The organism is Rhizobium album, from assembly GCF_003122325.1.
Taxonomy (GTDB): Bacteria; Pseudomonadota; Alphaproteobacteria; order Rhizobiales; family Rhizobiaceae; genus Metarhizobium; species Metarhizobium album.
In genome coordinates, this window is the sequence record NZ_QFBC01000015.1 from 95,221 (window position 1) to 109,598 (window position 14,378).

A 14,378-nucleotide genomic window follows, 5' to 3' on the forward strand; every position below is an offset into this window, starting at 1 on the left:
TCGGAATGTCCGGTTGGCAGGGAAGCCGGCGCATGCTTGCGAGCGCCACGGAAAGGGACGGATAAAGCAGCAACGGCAGGTGGGAACAGGCGCCGTTTAAGCGCGGAACGCATCGAACAATTTGCCGACGCTCTGGCGGCCGAGCGTGCGGATGTCGAATTTCTGGCCTTCGAGCAGCCATTCCCAGCACATGCCCTTGGCGTGCCACTTCAGCGTCAGGCTGGCCAATTCCGGGGTCCAGGCCGGCGACAGGCGACCGGTGCTGGCCGCGCGTTCGAAGATGGCGACAAGCAGCTCGGTCTGGCTGTCCTCGATCGCCTGCATCGCCGTGGCGACCCGCTCGAGTTCTTCGGTAAAATTCGTACGGATCAGGATCGTCCACATGCGCTGGCGCGGGATGTCGTCGGCCAGCAGGTCGATCCATTCATAGAGGGCGTGCTCGATGAAATTGAGCGCATCGACCCCTTCCACCCCCACCTTCTCCAGATCCATCATGCTGAGTTCGGGAAGGCGGGCGGTATTGTAGAGTTCAAGGAAGAGGTCGGTCTTGCTGGCGAAGTGCCAATAGATGGCACCGCGCGTCACACCGGCGGCAGTAGCGATGTTTTCCAGCGTGCTGTTGGCGACGCCCTTCTCGAAAAACATCCTTTCGGCGGCAACCAGAATTGCCGCCCTTGTTTCCGCTGCTTCCGCCTTGGTGCGCCTCATGTCGGTTATGCCATCATTCCGCCGGTTGCGCCGTTTGCTCCGCAACGGGTTCGCTCTTGTGGCCGGTCTTGCCGAAAAGCTTCATGACGAACACGAAGAAAACCGGAACGAAGAAGATGGCGAGAACGGTGGCGGAGATCATGCCGCCGAGAACGCCGGTGCCGATGGCATTCTGGCTGGCGGCGCTGGCGCCGGTGGCGATCGCCAGCGGCACGACGCCGAGCGTGAAGGCGAGCGAGGTCATCAGGATCGGCCGGAACCGCAGTTGGCAGGCCTCGATCGTCGCTTCCAGCAGAGGCTTGCCCTCTGCCCGCAGATCCTTGGCGAATTCGACGATCAGGATGGCGTTCTTGGCGGAAAGCCCGATGATGGTGATCAGGCCGACCTTGAAGTAGACATCGTTCGGCATGTCGCGCAGCATGACGGCGACGACCGAACCGATGACGCCGAGCGGCACCACGAGCATGACCGACAGTGGGATGCTCCAGCTTTCGTAGAGGGCGGCCAAAAGCAGGAAGATGAACAGGATCGTCAGGCCGACGAGCATCGGCGCCTGCGAACCGGACTGGATTTCCTGCAGCGACTGGCCTGACCATTCATAGCCGAAGCCTGTCGGCAATTGGGCCGCCAGCCGCTCCATTTCGGCGATCGCCGCACCGGAGGAATAGCCGGGCGCGGCATTGCCGGCGATGCGCACCGCCGGATAACCGTTGTAGCCCACCACCTGCGCCGGTCCCTTGGTCCAGTCGACGGTAGCGAAGGAGCGCAGCGGCACCATGCCGCCGGCGGCGTTCGGCACGTTGAGGTTCAGGATGCCGTCGGCGCTCATGCGCTGGTACTGGTCGGCCTGCACCGTGACGCGCTGCATGCGGCCGGCATTGGGGAAGTCGTTGATGTAGGTCGAGCCGAGGTTCGCCGAAATCGTCGAGTTGATGTCGGCAAAGGTCACGCCGAAGGTGTTGGCCTTCTCGCGATCGATGTTGAGGTTGAGCTGTGCCGCATCCGGCATGCCTTCGATGCGCATGCCGACGAGGATGGGGCTTTGGCCGGCGGCGGCCATCAACTGGCCTGCCGCGGCACTGAGCGCCGTGGCACCCGCGCCGGACCGGTCCTGGAGACGGAAGGTGAAGCCGCCGGAGTTGCCGAGGCCCTGGATCGGCGGCGGCGACAACGCAAAGGTCAGGGCGTCGCGAAGGCCGAAGAGCTGGCCGTTGGCGCGCCCGGAAATCGCGTCGGCGGAATCGTTGGGGCCACGCTCCTTCCAGTCCTTCAGCGTCACGAAGGCGAGGCCGGCATTGTCGCCGAAGCCCGAGAAGCTGAAGCCGCTGATCATCGTCCGCTGGTCGACGGCCGGCTCCTGCGCGAAAATCTGGTCGACGCGGTCGGCGACGCTCAAGGCGCGGTTGGCGCTGGCTTCCGCCGGAGCCTGCATGTCGACGATGATGTAGCCCTGGTCCTCGTTCGGCAGGAACGAACTCGGTAACTGCAGGAAGAGGTAGGCCAGCCCGCCGACGATGGCGAGATAGATCACCATGAAGCGCCCGGCGCGGTGCACCAGGAAGCCGACGGCGCCGGCATATTTGCGGGTGCCGGCGTCGAAGCGTCTGTTGAACCAGCCGAAGAAGCCTTTCTTCTCGTGGTGCCCCTGCTTGATGGGTTTCAGGAAGGTGGCGCAGAGCGCCGGCGTCAGCGACAAGGCGAGCAGGCCGGAGAACAGGATCGAGACGACCATGGTCAGGCTGAACTGCTGGTAGATGACGCCGACGGCGCCGGGGAAGAAGGCCATGGGAATGAAGACGGCCGTCAGCACCAGCGTGATGCCGATGATGGCGCCCGATATCTGCGACATCGCTTTCCTGGTTGCCTCCCGCGGCGACAGGCCTTCCTCGGCCATGATGCGTTCGACGTTTTCGACCACGACGATGGCGTCGTCGACGAGAATGCCGATCGCCAGCACCATGGCGAACATGGTGAGCACGTTGATGGAAAATCCGCTGGCATACATGATGGCGCAGGTGCCGAGCAGGGCGACCGGCACCACCAGCGTCGGAATCAGCGTGTAGCGGAAATTCTGCAGGAAGATGAACATAACCACGAAAACCAGCACGATGGCTTCGATCAGCGTATGGATCACCTTTTCGATCGACACCGCCACGAAGGGCGAGGTGTCGTAGGGCACGATATGTTTCAGCCCCGGCGGGAAGAAGCGCGAAAGCTCGTCCATCTTGTCACGCACGGCGCCGGCGGTTTGCATGGCGTTACCGGTGGGCGACAGCTGGATGGCGAGCGCTGCGGCCGGCTGGCCGTTGATCTTGGTCTCGAAATTGTAGGTTTCCGCACCGACTTCGATGCGGGCGACGTCGCGCAGGCGCACCGAGGAACCGTCCGGATTGGCGCGCAGGACGATGGCGCCGAACTCTTCCGGCGACGACAACTGGCCCTTGACGAGAACGCTGGCGGAAATCTGCTGGTTGATCGGGTTCGGCCGGGCGCCGATGCGGCCTGCCGCGACCTGGGCGTTCTGGGCGCTGATGGCATTGTTGATATCGGCGGCGGACAGGTTGAGGCCGACCATCTTGTCCGGATCGATCCAGATGCGCATGGCGCGCTGGCTCGCAAAGATCTGCGCACGGCCGACGCCGGGAAGGCGCTGCAGTTCGCCGAGCACGTTTCTCTGCAGGTAGTCGCCGAGGGAAACGACGTCGGTGTTGCCGTCGGTGGAGACCAGCGCGATGAGCATGAGGAAGCCCGTACCGGCCTCTTCCACCTCGACACCCTGCTGGGTGACGACCCGCGGCAATCGCGCCTCGACGCGACGCACGGCATTCTGAACGTCGATCGAGGCCTGTCCGGAATCAATGCCGGGTTCGAAGGTCGTGGTGATCTGCACCATGCCGGAGGAATCCGAGGTGGATTCGAAATAGATCACCCCGTCGACGCTGTTGAGCTCCTGCTCGATCGGCGCGGTGACGCTTTGGTAGATCTCTTCGGACGAGGCGCCGGGATAGGTCGTCGTCAGGGTGATCTGCGGCGGGGCGACGTTCGGATATTGCGCCACGGGCAGCAACGGAATGGCGATGACGCCGCCGATCATGATGAAGATGGCGACGACCCATGCGAAGATGGGCCTGCCGATAAAGAACTGGGCCATGATGGGGGATCCTTACTCGCTCGCCGCCGCGGCCTGTTCCGCGGATTTTGTCTTCGAATCGTCGCCGGCCGGTTCTGCCGCCGGCGTGGCTACCCACGGTTCCGGCTTGACGATGGCGCCGGGCGCGGTCTTCTGGAAACCTTCCGCGACGACGCGGTCGCCGGCCTTGAGGCCCTGGGCAATGACGTAGCGGTTGCCGATGATGCGGCCGACGACGACAGTGCGCTGTTCGACCTTGTTTTCCGCATTGACGATCAGGACGCTGGCCTGGCCGCCGGCATCACGCTGAACGGATTGCTGCGGCACGGCCAGGGCGGATTTTTCCACGCCCTGCTCGATCTGCACCCGCACATACATGCCCGGAAGCAGGTCGTCGTCGGGATTGGGGAATTCGCCGCGCAATGTCACCTGGCCGGTCGTCGCATCGACGGCGGCTTCGGAAAACAACAGGCGGCCCGGCGCGCCGTAACGCGTGCCGTCGTCCAGAACCAGTTGCACCTCCGCCTCGTTCTTGCCGGTCATCAACTGACCGTCCTGCAAGGCCTTGCGCAGGCGGATGAGGTCGGCAGCCGGCTGGGTGAAGTCGGCATAGATCGGATCGAGCTGCTGGATGGTCGCCAGGTTTTCGGTGCCGTTGGCATTGACCAGCGCGCCTTCGGTGATCAGCGCCCGGCCGATGCGGCCGCTGATCGGCGCCTTGACTTCGGCATATTGCAGATTGAGCTGGGCTTCCGCCAGCGATGCCTGGGCCGCCGCGACGTCGGCATCCGCCTGGGCGAGCAGGGCGACGGCATTGTCGATTTCCTGCTGCGAGGCGACGTTCGATTTGCGCAGGCGCTCCTGACGGTCGGCCGTCTGGCGTGCCTGCAGGCGGGAGGCCTCGGCCTTGCGCAGCAGCGCCTGGGCGCTGTCGACACGGACTTTGAAGGGAGCGGGATCGATGCGGTAAAGCACGTCACCTTCCTTGACCAGCGAACCTTGCTCGAAAACCCGCTCGACAAGGATGCCGGAGACGCGCGGACGCACTTCCGCGAGACGTGTCGGCGCAATGCGGCCCGGCAATTCGTTGACGATCGGCAGCGCCTCTTCGGCGACCAGCACGATACCGACTTCGGCGGGGGGCATCGCCGGGGGTGCAGCGGCTTCTTCCTTCTGGCACCCCGCCAACAATGCCATGCCGCATCCCAAAACGATGGCAGCACCCAGTTTTCCCGCCCGCATAAACGTCTCCACAAGCATGATCCAATATACATACATTCTGATATGTATATCGATATTGCAGTGCGCCATGGTTTTGCAAGTGAAAAAATCGTGAGTGCCTGCCGATGACGTCGAACTCCGCAGGCGCGTGGCGAAAGAAAGATTGTCGGCTTCCGGTTGACATTGCATAACGCCAGACGTGGATTGGGCTTGGGCAGGATAGTGGCTTGGCGTATCTACGCACCTGCCATCTCCTGGGAATGGCAATCGAAGGGGAGGAAAACATGCGGCAGACATGGCGCTGGTTCGGGCCGAAGGACCTGGTTTCGGTCGATGACATGATGCAGGCGGGCGTGGAGGGGGTGGTGTCCGCTCTCCACCATGTTCGCACCGGGGCGGTCTGGAGCCCCGAGGACATTGCCAGGAGGCAGGGCGAGATCGCCCGCATGACGGACGGCGCCCCTTCGGGCCTGAAATGGGAAGTCGTCGAAAGCCTGCCGATGTCGGAAGACATCAAGAAGCAGAAGGGGGACTGGAAGGCACATATCGCCGCCTACAAGCAGTCACTCGCCAATCTCGCCGCCGCCGGCATCGAAGTCGTCTGCTACAATGTCATGCCGGTGCTCGACTGGACGCGTACCGATCTCGCCTACCGGCTGGCGAACGGCGCGACCTGCATGCGCTTCGATCTTATCGATTTCGCCGCCTTCGACATCCACATCCTGGAACGGCCGGGTGCATCGGAAGACTTTCCCGAAGAGGTGGTCGGGGAGGCAGGGCGCCGTTTCGCCGGCATGTCGGATGCGCGCCGCAGCGAACTGGCCCGCAACGCGGTATTCGGTCTGCCGGGCGCTGCCGAGAATTTTACGCTGGAGGATGTGCGCCGCCACCTCGCCGAATATGCCGGCCTGTCCGGCGAAACGCTCCGGGCGCATCTCGTCGATTTCCTCTCGGAGGTGGGGCCGGTGGCGCAAAAGCTCGGCGTCCGGATGTGCTGCCATCCGGACGATCCGCCGTTCCCGCTGCTGGGCCTGCCGCGGGTGATGTCGACGGAAGCGGACTACAGGACCGTCATGGAGGCGGTGGACATACCCGCCAACGGCATAACGCTCTGCTCCGGTTCGCTGGGGTCGCGGCCGGACAACGATCTGCCCGGCATGATGGAGCGGCTCGGCGACCGGGTGCACTTTCTCCATCTGCGCAATGTCCGGCGCGAGAGCGGTGCCGTCATGGGGAGCTTCTACGAGGCCGAACACCTCGGCGGCGGCACGGACATGGTGGCGCTCATCGCCGCGGTGCTGCGGCAGGAGCGAAAGCGCCGCGCCGCGGGGCGCACGGACGTGTCGATCCCGATGCGTCCCGACCACGGCCAGGACATTCTCGACGACCACAAGCGCAAGACGCAGCCCGGTTACCCTTCCATCGGGCGACTGAAAGGACTGGCCGAACTGCGCGGCATCATGACCGCGCTCGACCATCCCGTGGAAGGACTGTCCCGCTGAAGGCATTGCGGCGCATGCCCTCCGGCATGGCCGCATGTGTCATCGCATCGTGCTTTCGCGGATCTGCAGCTCGAAACCGAGATCGACGATCGCGGGTGACACCGCCCGGTCCGCCAGGCGGTCCCGAACCATCTGCACCGAGCGCCGGCCGATGTCGTAGCGGGGCGTGCGCACGCTGGTCAGCGGCGGATGGGCGACGCGCATCATGTCGAGGTCGTTGAAGCCGCAGATGCCCATGCGTTGCGGCACGGCGATAGCCGCCCGCTGGCATTCGAAAAGCACACCCATGGCGAGATCGTCATTGTTGCAGAAGACCGCATCGAGATCATGGGCCTTGGCGAGCGCATCGGCCAGCAACTGGCCGCCCAGCGGCATGCTTGACGGGGTCAGGGTGGTCGTCACCAGCTTGGGATCGAAGAGCCGTGCCTCCTCCATCGCCCAGCGATACCCCGCAAGGCGGCGCTGCGAGCGCGGATCCATGCGGGCGCCGATGAAGCCGATCCGGCGATAACCGGCCTCCAGCAGATGATTGGTCGCCGTCTTGCCGCCTTCGAAATGCGAAAAGCCGACCAGCATGTCGACCGGGTCCTCGCCAAGCTCCATGATCTGGACGACCGGGCAGCCGGCCGTTTCGAGCAGCTTGCGGGTCGTTTCCGTCTGGTCGACGCCGGAAACGATCAGGGCCGACGGCCGCTGGCTGAGGAACATGCGAACGAGGCGTTCCTCCTCGCGCGGGGAATAGTGGGTATTGCCCATCAGGATCTGCAGCGGGCTTTCACCGAGTTCGTCATAGATCCCGCGCACCGTGTCGGCGAAGACGATGTTGGTCAGCGACGGCACGAGAACGCCGATGACATCGGCCCGCGACGAGGCGAGCGCCCGGGCATTGGGGTCTGGCGCATAACCGAGCTGCACGACCGCCGTGTCGATCTGGGCGCGCAATTCCGCCGAGACGAGCGACGGATCGCGAAGCGCCCGCGACACCGTGATCGCGGCGACGCCGGCGAGCTTGGCGACGTCGGCGATGGTGGGGCGGCCGCTGCTGCGCCGGCTCACCTTGCGGTTCTGGTTCCTGGAAACGATGTCGTCGCCCACGCTGGCTCCCCGCCTGAGCATCTGCGATGAAACCTGGGCACCGCAAATGCTCCATCCCATTGTTGTTTCGCAATTTCGAAAGCAACCGCACGCTTGCCGGAATTGCCCTAACTTTATGTTTTTGCCGCATTGTCCCACGCCGAAGCGATTCCGCTTCGGCGTGGAAATGCTCTAGCTGCGAAAGCGCAAGGCTTCGACATCGGTGCTGCCGAGATACCAGTTCCTCGCGTCAACCTCGTCGAAGACGATGGAGACTTCGCGTTCGGGAAGCCCGGTAACCTCGGCAATCGCCGCCGCGACCTTGCTGCTGACGGCAGCTTTTTTGCCTGAAGGATCATCCGCGAGTGTCTCGCGCACGATGGTGATGCGCACAAATGGCATTTCGAGCCTCCCGTCTCAACAATGTTTTGCGCTGCCGACGATAAGTCGCACCGCTTATCGGTAAATTCCGCAAACCGCCGTCGGCGGCTCTTGCCTCATGCCAGGATGACAGCCGGTTGCCGCCTCGGATGAAACGATAGCGCTATCATACGGAAAGTGATCGGCTTTTCGGAGAATCCGGCTTTTGAATGCCGAAATTCACTAATAATCATCGCCATTGCCTACCCTCCAGACCCACAAAAGCCCTTTACAATTTTCCATGGTAGCGCTACCCAAACAAAAGACAACCGCGTTTTTGGGAGGAGACCAGAACGCACCGTCTAGGGTGAACCGGGCATCCAGCGTGCCGATGCCGGTGCTGTTTACGACGTTCGACAGGAGGAAATTCTGTCGGCGGCGGAAGAGGTTATGGAGCGCGACAAAGGGAGGAAATGTCGATGGTGAAATCAATCGCTGGCGGTATCGTTGCTGCTGCTGCATTCATGATGCTCGGGTCCGCGGCCTATGCCGAACCCGAAGTCGTTTCAGGACCGGCGGCCGAGCCGGAATGTTTCGCCCCCTGGTCGGCGGAAACGAAGTTTTTCAAGTTCCCGAAGAAGGACGGTCCCTATCGCATAGCGCTGGCGAACGGTTACATCGCCAATACCTGGCGCATCCAGATGGTGCAGACGGCCAAGGCCTATGCCGCTCAGTCGGATGTCGCAGCCAAGCTGAAGGAATTCAAGGTCGTATCCACCGGCGAGGACGTGCCGGCGCAGATCTCGGCGATCAACAACTTCATCGATTCCGGCTATGACGCCATCGTCGTCAACGCCCAGAACCCGACGGCTTTCGCGCCGGTCATCAAGCGGGCGAAGGAAGCCGGCGTCGTGCTCGTCGCCTTCGACAACATCCTCGACACCAAGGATGCGATCAACGTCAACGTCGACCAGAAGGGGCTGGGCGTGCTTTGGGGCGATTGGCTGGTCAAGCATCTGCCGAACGGCGGCAAGGTGCTCGAAGTGCGCGGCGTTGCCGGCACGTCGGTCGATACCGACCGCCACAACGGTCTGCACGAGACATTCCAGGCGTCGGGCAAGACCTTCGAGGTCACCGAAGTCATGGGCAAATGGGATGATGGTGTCGCCCAGAAGGTGACGGCGGATGCGATCGCCACCAGCGGCCCGTTCGACGGCATCACCGGCCAGGGCGGCGATACCGGCATCGTCCAGGCGATGATCGACGCCAAGCATCCCTTCGTGCCGTTCGGCGGCGAAACGGAGAACGGCTTCCGCAAGTTCTGCGCCAAGTTTGCCGGCGAAGGGCTGAAGTGCACCTCGGCGGGGTCCGGCCCAGCCCAGGTCGCGGTGGCGATCAAGACGGCGATCGCTGCCCTTGAAGGCCAGGTCGTGCCGCAGGAGGTCAAGCTGCCTCTGGCGATCGCCTCCGATCCCGATTTCAAGGAAGGCCAGGACTATTTCCCGACTGAATCCGACAACTTCTTCGTCGGCAATTCCTTCCCGACCTGCGGCATCAATTTCACCGCGCAGGAAATCATGGGGCAGACCAAGGAAAACCAATAAGCCCGGCAAAATCGGGCACCGCACATCGGCGCGGTGCCCCTTTCGGTATAACGGGACCTGGGGAACGCAATGGAAAGTGCCGCACCGCTCTTTCGCATGGAAGGCATATCAAAACGTTATGGTGGCGTCCGGGCGCTTGAAAAAGCCGACCTGTCGATCCGGGCGGGAGCCATCCATGCCATTCTTGGCGAGAACGGCGCCGGAAAATCGACGCTGATCAAGGTCATGGCGGGCGTTGTGGCGCCGGACGAAGGACAGATGACGCTCGACGGCCGGGCAGTGGAGTTTGCTTCGCCGGCTGCTGCCAACGATGCCGGCATCGTCTGCGTCTTCCAGGAGCTATCGCTGATCCCCGAACTCAGCGTCGCCGACAATATCATCATCTCCAACCCGCCGACTCGCTTCGGCATGATCGACCGCAAGGCGCAGCGGCGACTGGCGGAAGAAGCACTGGCCCGCGCCGGTGCTGCCGACATCCACCCTCTGGCGCTGGTCAAGGACCTGCCGCTGTCGCGGCGGCAGATGGTGGAGATCGCCAAGGCGCTGGCCCGCAAGCCGCGCATCCTCATCCTCGACGAAGCGACATCGGCGCTGACGGCCGCCGACGTCTCCAAGGTCTTCGCGGTGCTGAAGCGCCTGCGGTCGGAAGGGCTGGCGTTGCTCTACATATCCCATCGCATGAACGAGATCGCCGAACTGGCCGACGACTGTACCGTCTTCCGCAACGGCAGCAAGGTCGCGAGTTATCCGGCAGGCTCCAGAAGCGACGAAGAGGTCATCGAGATGATGATCGGCCGCGAGTATCACAACGTCTATCCGCCGAAGCCGGATCGCCGGCCGCAGGCGACGCCGGTGCTCGAAGTCCGCGATCTCTCCTGGGCGGACCGGCTTCACGATATTTCGTTTTCCCTGCATGCCGGCGAAATCGTCGGCCTCGGCGGGCTGGACGGGCAGGGGCAGCGCGACCTGCTGCTGGCGCTGTTCGGCGTGTTGCGCGGGCTTCGCGGCACGGTGCTCGTCGATGGCAAGCCGGTCGATATCGGCAGCCCGGCGCAGGCGCGCGAACAGGGCATCGGCATGGCGCTCATTCCCGAGGACCGCAAGACCGAGGGCCTGATGCTGCCGATGACGGTGCGCGACAACCTCTCCTTCGCCGCCCTCGACCGCCTGACCCGCGGCGGCATCATCGACAGCGCCAGGGAAGACGATTTCATCGACCGGATGATGACGCTGCTTGCCATCAAGGCTGGGAGCCTCGATGCGCCGGTCGGCGCGCTCTCCGGCGGCAACCAGCAGAAGGTGGTCATCGCCAAGTGGCTGATGCGCCAGCCGCGCATCATCCTCCTCAACGATCCGACGCGCGGCATCGACGTCGGCACCAAACAGGAGATCTACCAGCTCTTGCGCCGGCTGGCGGACGATGGGGCGGCGATCCTGTTCTATTCGACGGATTATGCCGAGCTGATCGGCTGCTGCGACCGCGTCCTCGTGCTCTATGACGGGGCGGTGAAGCGGGAGCTGGCGGGTGCCGAAATCACCGAACATGCCTTGATCGCCAGCGCGCTCAACATCGGCTCCGGCGAAACCGTCCAGCAGGGAGCGGCGTTATGAAAGACTGGCAATACCGGCTGGCCGAACACCGGGGCACGCTGACGGCGCTTTTTATCTTCGTGGTGATGTTCGTCATCTATACCGCAAACCATCCTGCGGGGTTCACTGCCAATGTCGTGCAGACCGCGGCAAACAAGGGCGTGCTTCTCGCCTTCGTCGCCATGGCGCAGACGCTGGTGGTGATCACAGCCGGCATCGACCTGTCGATCGGCATGATCTTCCTGCTCACCAACTGCCTCGCTTCCTGGCTGGTGGTCGGCACGCCGCTGGAAACGGCCTTCGGCGTGGTCGTCGTGCTGGCCGTCGGCGCGCTCTGCGGCGCAATCAACGGCGCGATCGTCATCTACGGTCGCCTGCAGCCGATCGTCGCGACGATCGCTACGGGCGCGGTCTATTTCGGCATCGCCCTGCTTTTGCGGCCGTTCCCCGGCGGCTCGGTCAACGAGAGCCTTGCCGATGCGCTGACCGGACGGATGTTCGGCAGCGTTCCGGCCAGCCTTGTGGCGCTTGCAGCGGTGGTGCTGCTCGTCTGGGTGCCGTTCAGCCGCTCGGTCTATGGCCGCGCCGCCTATGCCGCCGGCTCGTCGGAAACTGCTGCCTACATGTCCGGCATGCCGATCCGGCGCGGCAAGTTCCTGGCCTATACGCTGGCAGGTTTCGTGGCGGCCATCGGCGGGCTGTTCCTCACCTTCTTTACCTATACCGGCGACGCGGCCTATGCGAGCGGCAACGCCTATACGCTGTTCTCCATCGCCGCGGTGGTGCTGGGCGGCGTGTCGTTGTTCGGCGGCAAAGGCAGCGCCATCGGCGCGGTCTTCGGCGCGCTGGCGTTCCGGACGATCGGCGACCTCTTGTTCGTCTTCGATCTCGACCCGCTCTGGCAGCCGCTGTTCCAGGGCCTCATCCTGCTGGTGGCGGTCAGCCTCGGAGCCTTCGCCCTCTTCCGGGTGCGCAATCGACTGGAGTGGTTTCTGTGAGTGATACGGCAATGACGCGTGCAACGGACCGCAAACCAGGCTTCCTCCGCCGCTTCGACCCGGCGGTCCTCACCGCCTTCGGCTGCATCATCCTGCTTCTGGTGCTGGGCAGCTTCTATTCCCGCGCCTTCCTGTCGCCGGATTACCTGCTGCAGCAACTGAAAGTGGCATCCTTTCTCGGTGTCATCGCTACCGGCATGATGCTCGTCATCCTGCTCGGGCAGATCGACCTTTCCGTGCCCTGGACCGTGGCGACGGGCGCGATGATGGCCTGTGCGGCGGCGGCTTATGGGCCGGTCGGCGTGGCGCTCGCCATTCCCTTCGGCATTCTCTGTGGCGTCGCCATCGGCCTGGTCAACGGTCTCGGGGTGGCCTATCTGCGCATCCCGTCGATGATCGTGACGCTTGCCACCAATGCCGTCGCCCAGGGCGTCATGGTGGTCTATACCGGCGGCTTCTCGCCGCAGGATTCCGCCACGGCGGCCATGCGTTACCTCGCCACCGGCGCGCTGATCCCGGGCATTCCGAACGTGGTGTTCATCTGGGCGATCATCGGCGCGGCGATGGTTTTCGTTCTTGGCCGAACCGGCTTCGGCCGCGCCGTCTACGGCATCGGCAACCGTGAGCGCGCCGCCTATCTCTCAGGCATCAACACACGCCGCATCGTCATGATCGCCTTTGCCGTCTCGGGCGGGCTGTCGGCCTTCGGCGGCGCCCTGCTCGCCGGTTATGCCTCCAAGGCGGCGCAGTCGATGGGAGATGCCTACCTGCTGCCGGCGATTGCCGCGGTCGTCTTGGGCGGAACTTCGATCCTCGGCGGGCGAGGCTCCTATCTCGGCACCGTCGCAGGCGTCATCCTCATCACGCTGCTGCAATCGATCCTTTCGGTCATGCAGATGCCGGAAGCCGGCCGCCAGATCATCTACGGCTTGGTGATCGTTCTCATGCTCCTGCTCTACGGCCGTGCGCCCGCGAGCCGCTGATCCGCCGCTCTCTCGCGTCGGCTCCCTGCGCGGCCTGCCTCAGGCCAGCAGCCTTGCGAGGCTGCCTTCATTGCGGACGCCCGTCTGGAAATAATAGATGATCGAGGAGGCGAGGGCCTCGCGTTCCGCCTCGGTCATCGGTGGCTGGCGCAGGCAGAGTTGCCTGAAAACGCGCTCGCAGACTTCGATCTCTTCCTCGCGCAGCGGCATCCTGCGATCCGAAAACTGAGTGGTGGTCATATCCTGTACCTCCGGCGGCTATCTGGCGCCCATGCACATGAACCCCGGGTGAATGTGCCATCCCACTATGGCGAAGATAGGGGAAACCTGTTAGCGACGCGAACCGCTTCGCCTCGTTGCCGCGGCGCTTTTGCGCCGGAAGGGGCACCCAGCGCAAGGAGATTTCGTCATTTCTGCCGCCGATTCCATGCCCTTAGAAGAAACCCGATGGATCGAGACTGAAGGCGCGCGGCTGTTTTCCGCAGCCTGGACGCCACCGACAGGCGGTGAAGGCGCGCCCATCGTCCTGTTTCACGATTCCCTCGGCTGCGTCGCCCTGTGGCGCAGTTTTCCGGCGCGGCTTGCGGCGGCGACCGGGCGGCGGGTGATCGCCTACGACCGCCTAGGGTTCGGCCGCTCCGACCCGCGTCCCGGCAGGCTGGAATTTGATTTTATCGCGCAGGAGGGGCGAACGGTCCTGCCGCTGCTGGCTTCGACATACGGGTTCGACGAATTTGTGGCCTGCGGCCACAGCGTCGGCGGCGGCATGGCGGTCGAAACGTCGGGCGCCTTTCCGGACATGTGCCGCGCCACCGTTACCATCGCCGCGCAGGCCTTCGTCGAGCCGAGAACGCTCGACGGCATCCGCGTGGTGCAACGGGAGTTCGCGGACCCGGCCAACATGGAGCGGCTGGCGAAATACCACGGCGGCAAGGCACCCTGGGTTGCCGATGCCTGGATCGGCACCTGGCTGTCGCCAGCCTTTGCGCACTGGACGCTGGATGAAGCCCTCGGCCGCCTGCGCTGCCCGGTGCTGGCCATCCATGGGGATCAGGACGAGTACGGCTCTCGGGCGCATGCGCATCGCATCGCCGATGGTCGCGGAACCGTCCGCATTCTGGCCGGCACCGGACATGTGCCGCATCGCGAATGCGAGGAACTGCTTTCTGCGGTGATTGCGCGCTTCCTCCAGGATGGTTGTCCTTGAC

The 14,378-nt window shown here is 64.0% G+C and carries 12 protein-coding genes; 6 read left to right on the forward strand and 6 right to left on the reverse strand.

The window, feature by feature from the left end:
- Positions 1-96: 96 nt before the first annotated feature.
- From DEM27_RS25260 to DEM27_RS25270, 3 genes are read right to left on the reverse strand one after another with little or no spacing between them, the layout of a single operon-like run.
- Positions 97-708: a TetR family transcriptional regulator gene (locus DEM27_RS25260; RefSeq protein WP_109461018.1), complete on the reverse strand. Its 612-nt coding sequence runs from the start codon at positions 706-708 to the stop codon at positions 97-99.
- A gap of 13 nt (positions 709-721) precedes the next feature.
- Positions 722-3,859 carry an efflux RND transporter permease subunit gene (locus tag DEM27_RS25265; RefSeq protein ID WP_109461019.1) on the reverse strand — a complete coding sequence of 1,046 codons (3,138 nt, stop codon included), beginning with the start codon at positions 3,857-3,859 and terminating at the stop codon, positions 722-724.
- A 12-nt stretch (positions 3,860-3,871) separates the two neighbouring features.
- Positions 3,872-5,080 (reverse strand): efflux RND transporter periplasmic adaptor subunit, encoded by a 1,209-nt coding sequence (locus tag DEM27_RS25270; protein ID WP_109461020.1) that lies wholly within the window; start codon positions 5,078-5,080, stop codon positions 3,872-3,874.
- A 263-nt stretch (positions 5,081-5,343) separates the two neighbouring features.
- Between DEM27_RS25270 and uxuA the strand changes: the two genes are divergently transcribed.
- On the forward strand, positions 5,344-6,561 hold the full coding sequence (gene uxuA, locus DEM27_RS25275) for a mannonate dehydratase (protein ID WP_109461021.1): 1,218 nt from the start codon (positions 5,344-5,346) through the stop codon (positions 6,559-6,561).
- Between the two features lie 39 nt (positions 6,562-6,600).
- On the opposite strand, the gene gntR is transcribed toward uxuA, so the two are convergent.
- Complete coding sequence (gene gntR, locus DEM27_RS25280) at positions 6,601-7,656, reverse strand: HTH-type transcriptional regulator GntR (protein ID WP_245446098.1); 1,056 nt, start codon at positions 7,654-7,656, stop codon at positions 6,601-6,603.
- 171 nt (positions 7,657-7,827) lie between these two features.
- Positions 7,828-8,037, reverse strand: a complete 210-nt coding sequence (locus tag DEM27_RS25285; RefSeq protein WP_109461023.1) for a tautomerase family protein — start codon at positions 8,035-8,037, stop codon at positions 7,828-7,830.
- 431 nt (positions 8,038-8,468) lie between these two features.
- Here DEM27_RS25285 and DEM27_RS25290 point away from each other — a divergent pair, with 431 nt between their 5' ends.
- The 4 genes from DEM27_RS25290 (at position 8,469) to DEM27_RS25305 (ending at position 13,170) form a co-directional block, all read left to right on the forward strand.
- Entirely contained in the window at positions 8,469-9,599 is a 1,131-nt protein-coding gene (locus DEM27_RS25290; RefSeq protein ID WP_420028855.1) for a sugar ABC transporter substrate-binding protein, read from the forward strand.
- A gap of 69 nt (positions 9,600-9,668) precedes the next feature.
- Positions 9,669-11,210 carry a sugar ABC transporter ATP-binding protein gene (locus DEM27_RS25295; RefSeq protein ID WP_109461024.1) on the forward strand — a complete coding sequence of 514 codons (1,542 nt, stop codon included), beginning with the start codon at positions 9,669-9,671 and terminating at the stop codon, positions 11,208-11,210.
- The gene (locus DEM27_RS25300; protein ID WP_109461025.1) at positions 11,207-12,187 is read left to right on the forward strand and encodes an ABC transporter permease; all 981 of its coding nucleotides are present in this window, start codon (positions 11,207-11,209) and stop codon (positions 12,185-12,187) included. The genes DEM27_RS25295 and DEM27_RS25300 overlap by 4 nt, the downstream gene beginning before the upstream one ends.
- A gap of 11 nt (positions 12,188-12,198) precedes the next feature.
- Entirely contained in the window at positions 12,199-13,170 is a 972-nt protein-coding gene (locus tag DEM27_RS25305) for an ABC transporter permease (RefSeq protein WP_109461026.1), read from the forward strand.
- A 39-nt stretch (positions 13,171-13,209) separates the two neighbouring features.
- Here the strand turns inward: DEM27_RS25305 and DEM27_RS25310 are convergent, their stop codons facing one another.
- Positions 13,210-13,410: a hypothetical protein gene (locus DEM27_RS25310; RefSeq protein ID WP_109461027.1), complete on the reverse strand. Its 201-nt coding sequence runs from the start codon at positions 13,408-13,410 to the stop codon at positions 13,210-13,212.
- A gap of 187 nt (positions 13,411-13,597) precedes the next feature.
- Here DEM27_RS25310 and DEM27_RS25315 point away from each other — a divergent pair, with 187 nt between their 5' ends.
- The gene (locus DEM27_RS25315; protein WP_109461028.1) at positions 13,598-14,377 is read left to right on the forward strand and encodes an alpha/beta fold hydrolase; all 780 of its coding nucleotides are present in this window, start codon (positions 13,598-13,600) and stop codon (positions 14,375-14,377) included.
- Position 14,378 lies beyond the last annotated feature (1 nt).

Excerpts from the sequence above, each read along its gene's own strand:
- DEM27_RS25285 (WP_109461023.1), bottom strand. The coding sequence starts at position 8,037 with ATGCCATTTGTGCGCATCACCATCGTGCGCGAGACACTCGCGGATGAT.
- DEM27_RS25310 (WP_109461027.1), bottom strand. The coding sequence starts at position 13,410 with ATGACCACCACTCAGTTTTCGGATCGCAGGATGCCGCTGCGCGAGGAA.
- DEM27_RS25265 (WP_109461019.1), bottom strand. The coding sequence starts at position 3,859 with ATGGCCCAGTTCTTTATCGGCAGGCCCATCTTCGCATGGGTCGTCGCC.
- DEM27_RS25260 (WP_109461018.1), bottom strand. The coding sequence starts at position 708 with ATGAGGCGCACCAAGGCGGAAGCAGCGGAAACAAGGGCGGCAATTCTG.
- DEM27_RS25315 (WP_109461028.1), top strand. The coding sequence starts at position 13,598 with ATGCCCTTAGAAGAAACCCGATGGATCGAGACTGAAGGCGCGCGGCTG.
- DEM27_RS25290 (WP_420028855.1), top strand. The coding sequence starts at position 8,469 with ATGTCGATGGTGAAATCAATCGCTGGCGGTATCGTTGCTGCTGCTGCA.
- DEM27_RS25305 (WP_109461026.1), top strand. The coding sequence starts at position 12,199 with ATGACGCGTGCAACGGACCGCAAACCAGGCTTCCTCCGCCGCTTCGAC.
- uxuA (WP_109461021.1), top strand. The coding sequence starts at position 5,344 with ATGCGGCAGACATGGCGCTGGTTCGGGCCGAAGGACCTGGTTTCGGTC.
- DEM27_RS25270 (WP_109461020.1), bottom strand. The coding sequence starts at position 5,080 with ATGCGGGCGGGAAAACTGGGTGCTGCCATCGTTTTGGGATGCGGCATG.
- DEM27_RS25300 (WP_109461025.1), top strand. The coding sequence starts at position 11,207 with ATGAAAGACTGGCAATACCGGCTGGCCGAACACCGGGGCACGCTGACG.
- DEM27_RS25295 (WP_109461024.1), top strand. The coding sequence starts at position 9,669 with ATGGAAAGTGCCGCACCGCTCTTTCGCATGGAAGGCATATCAAAACGT.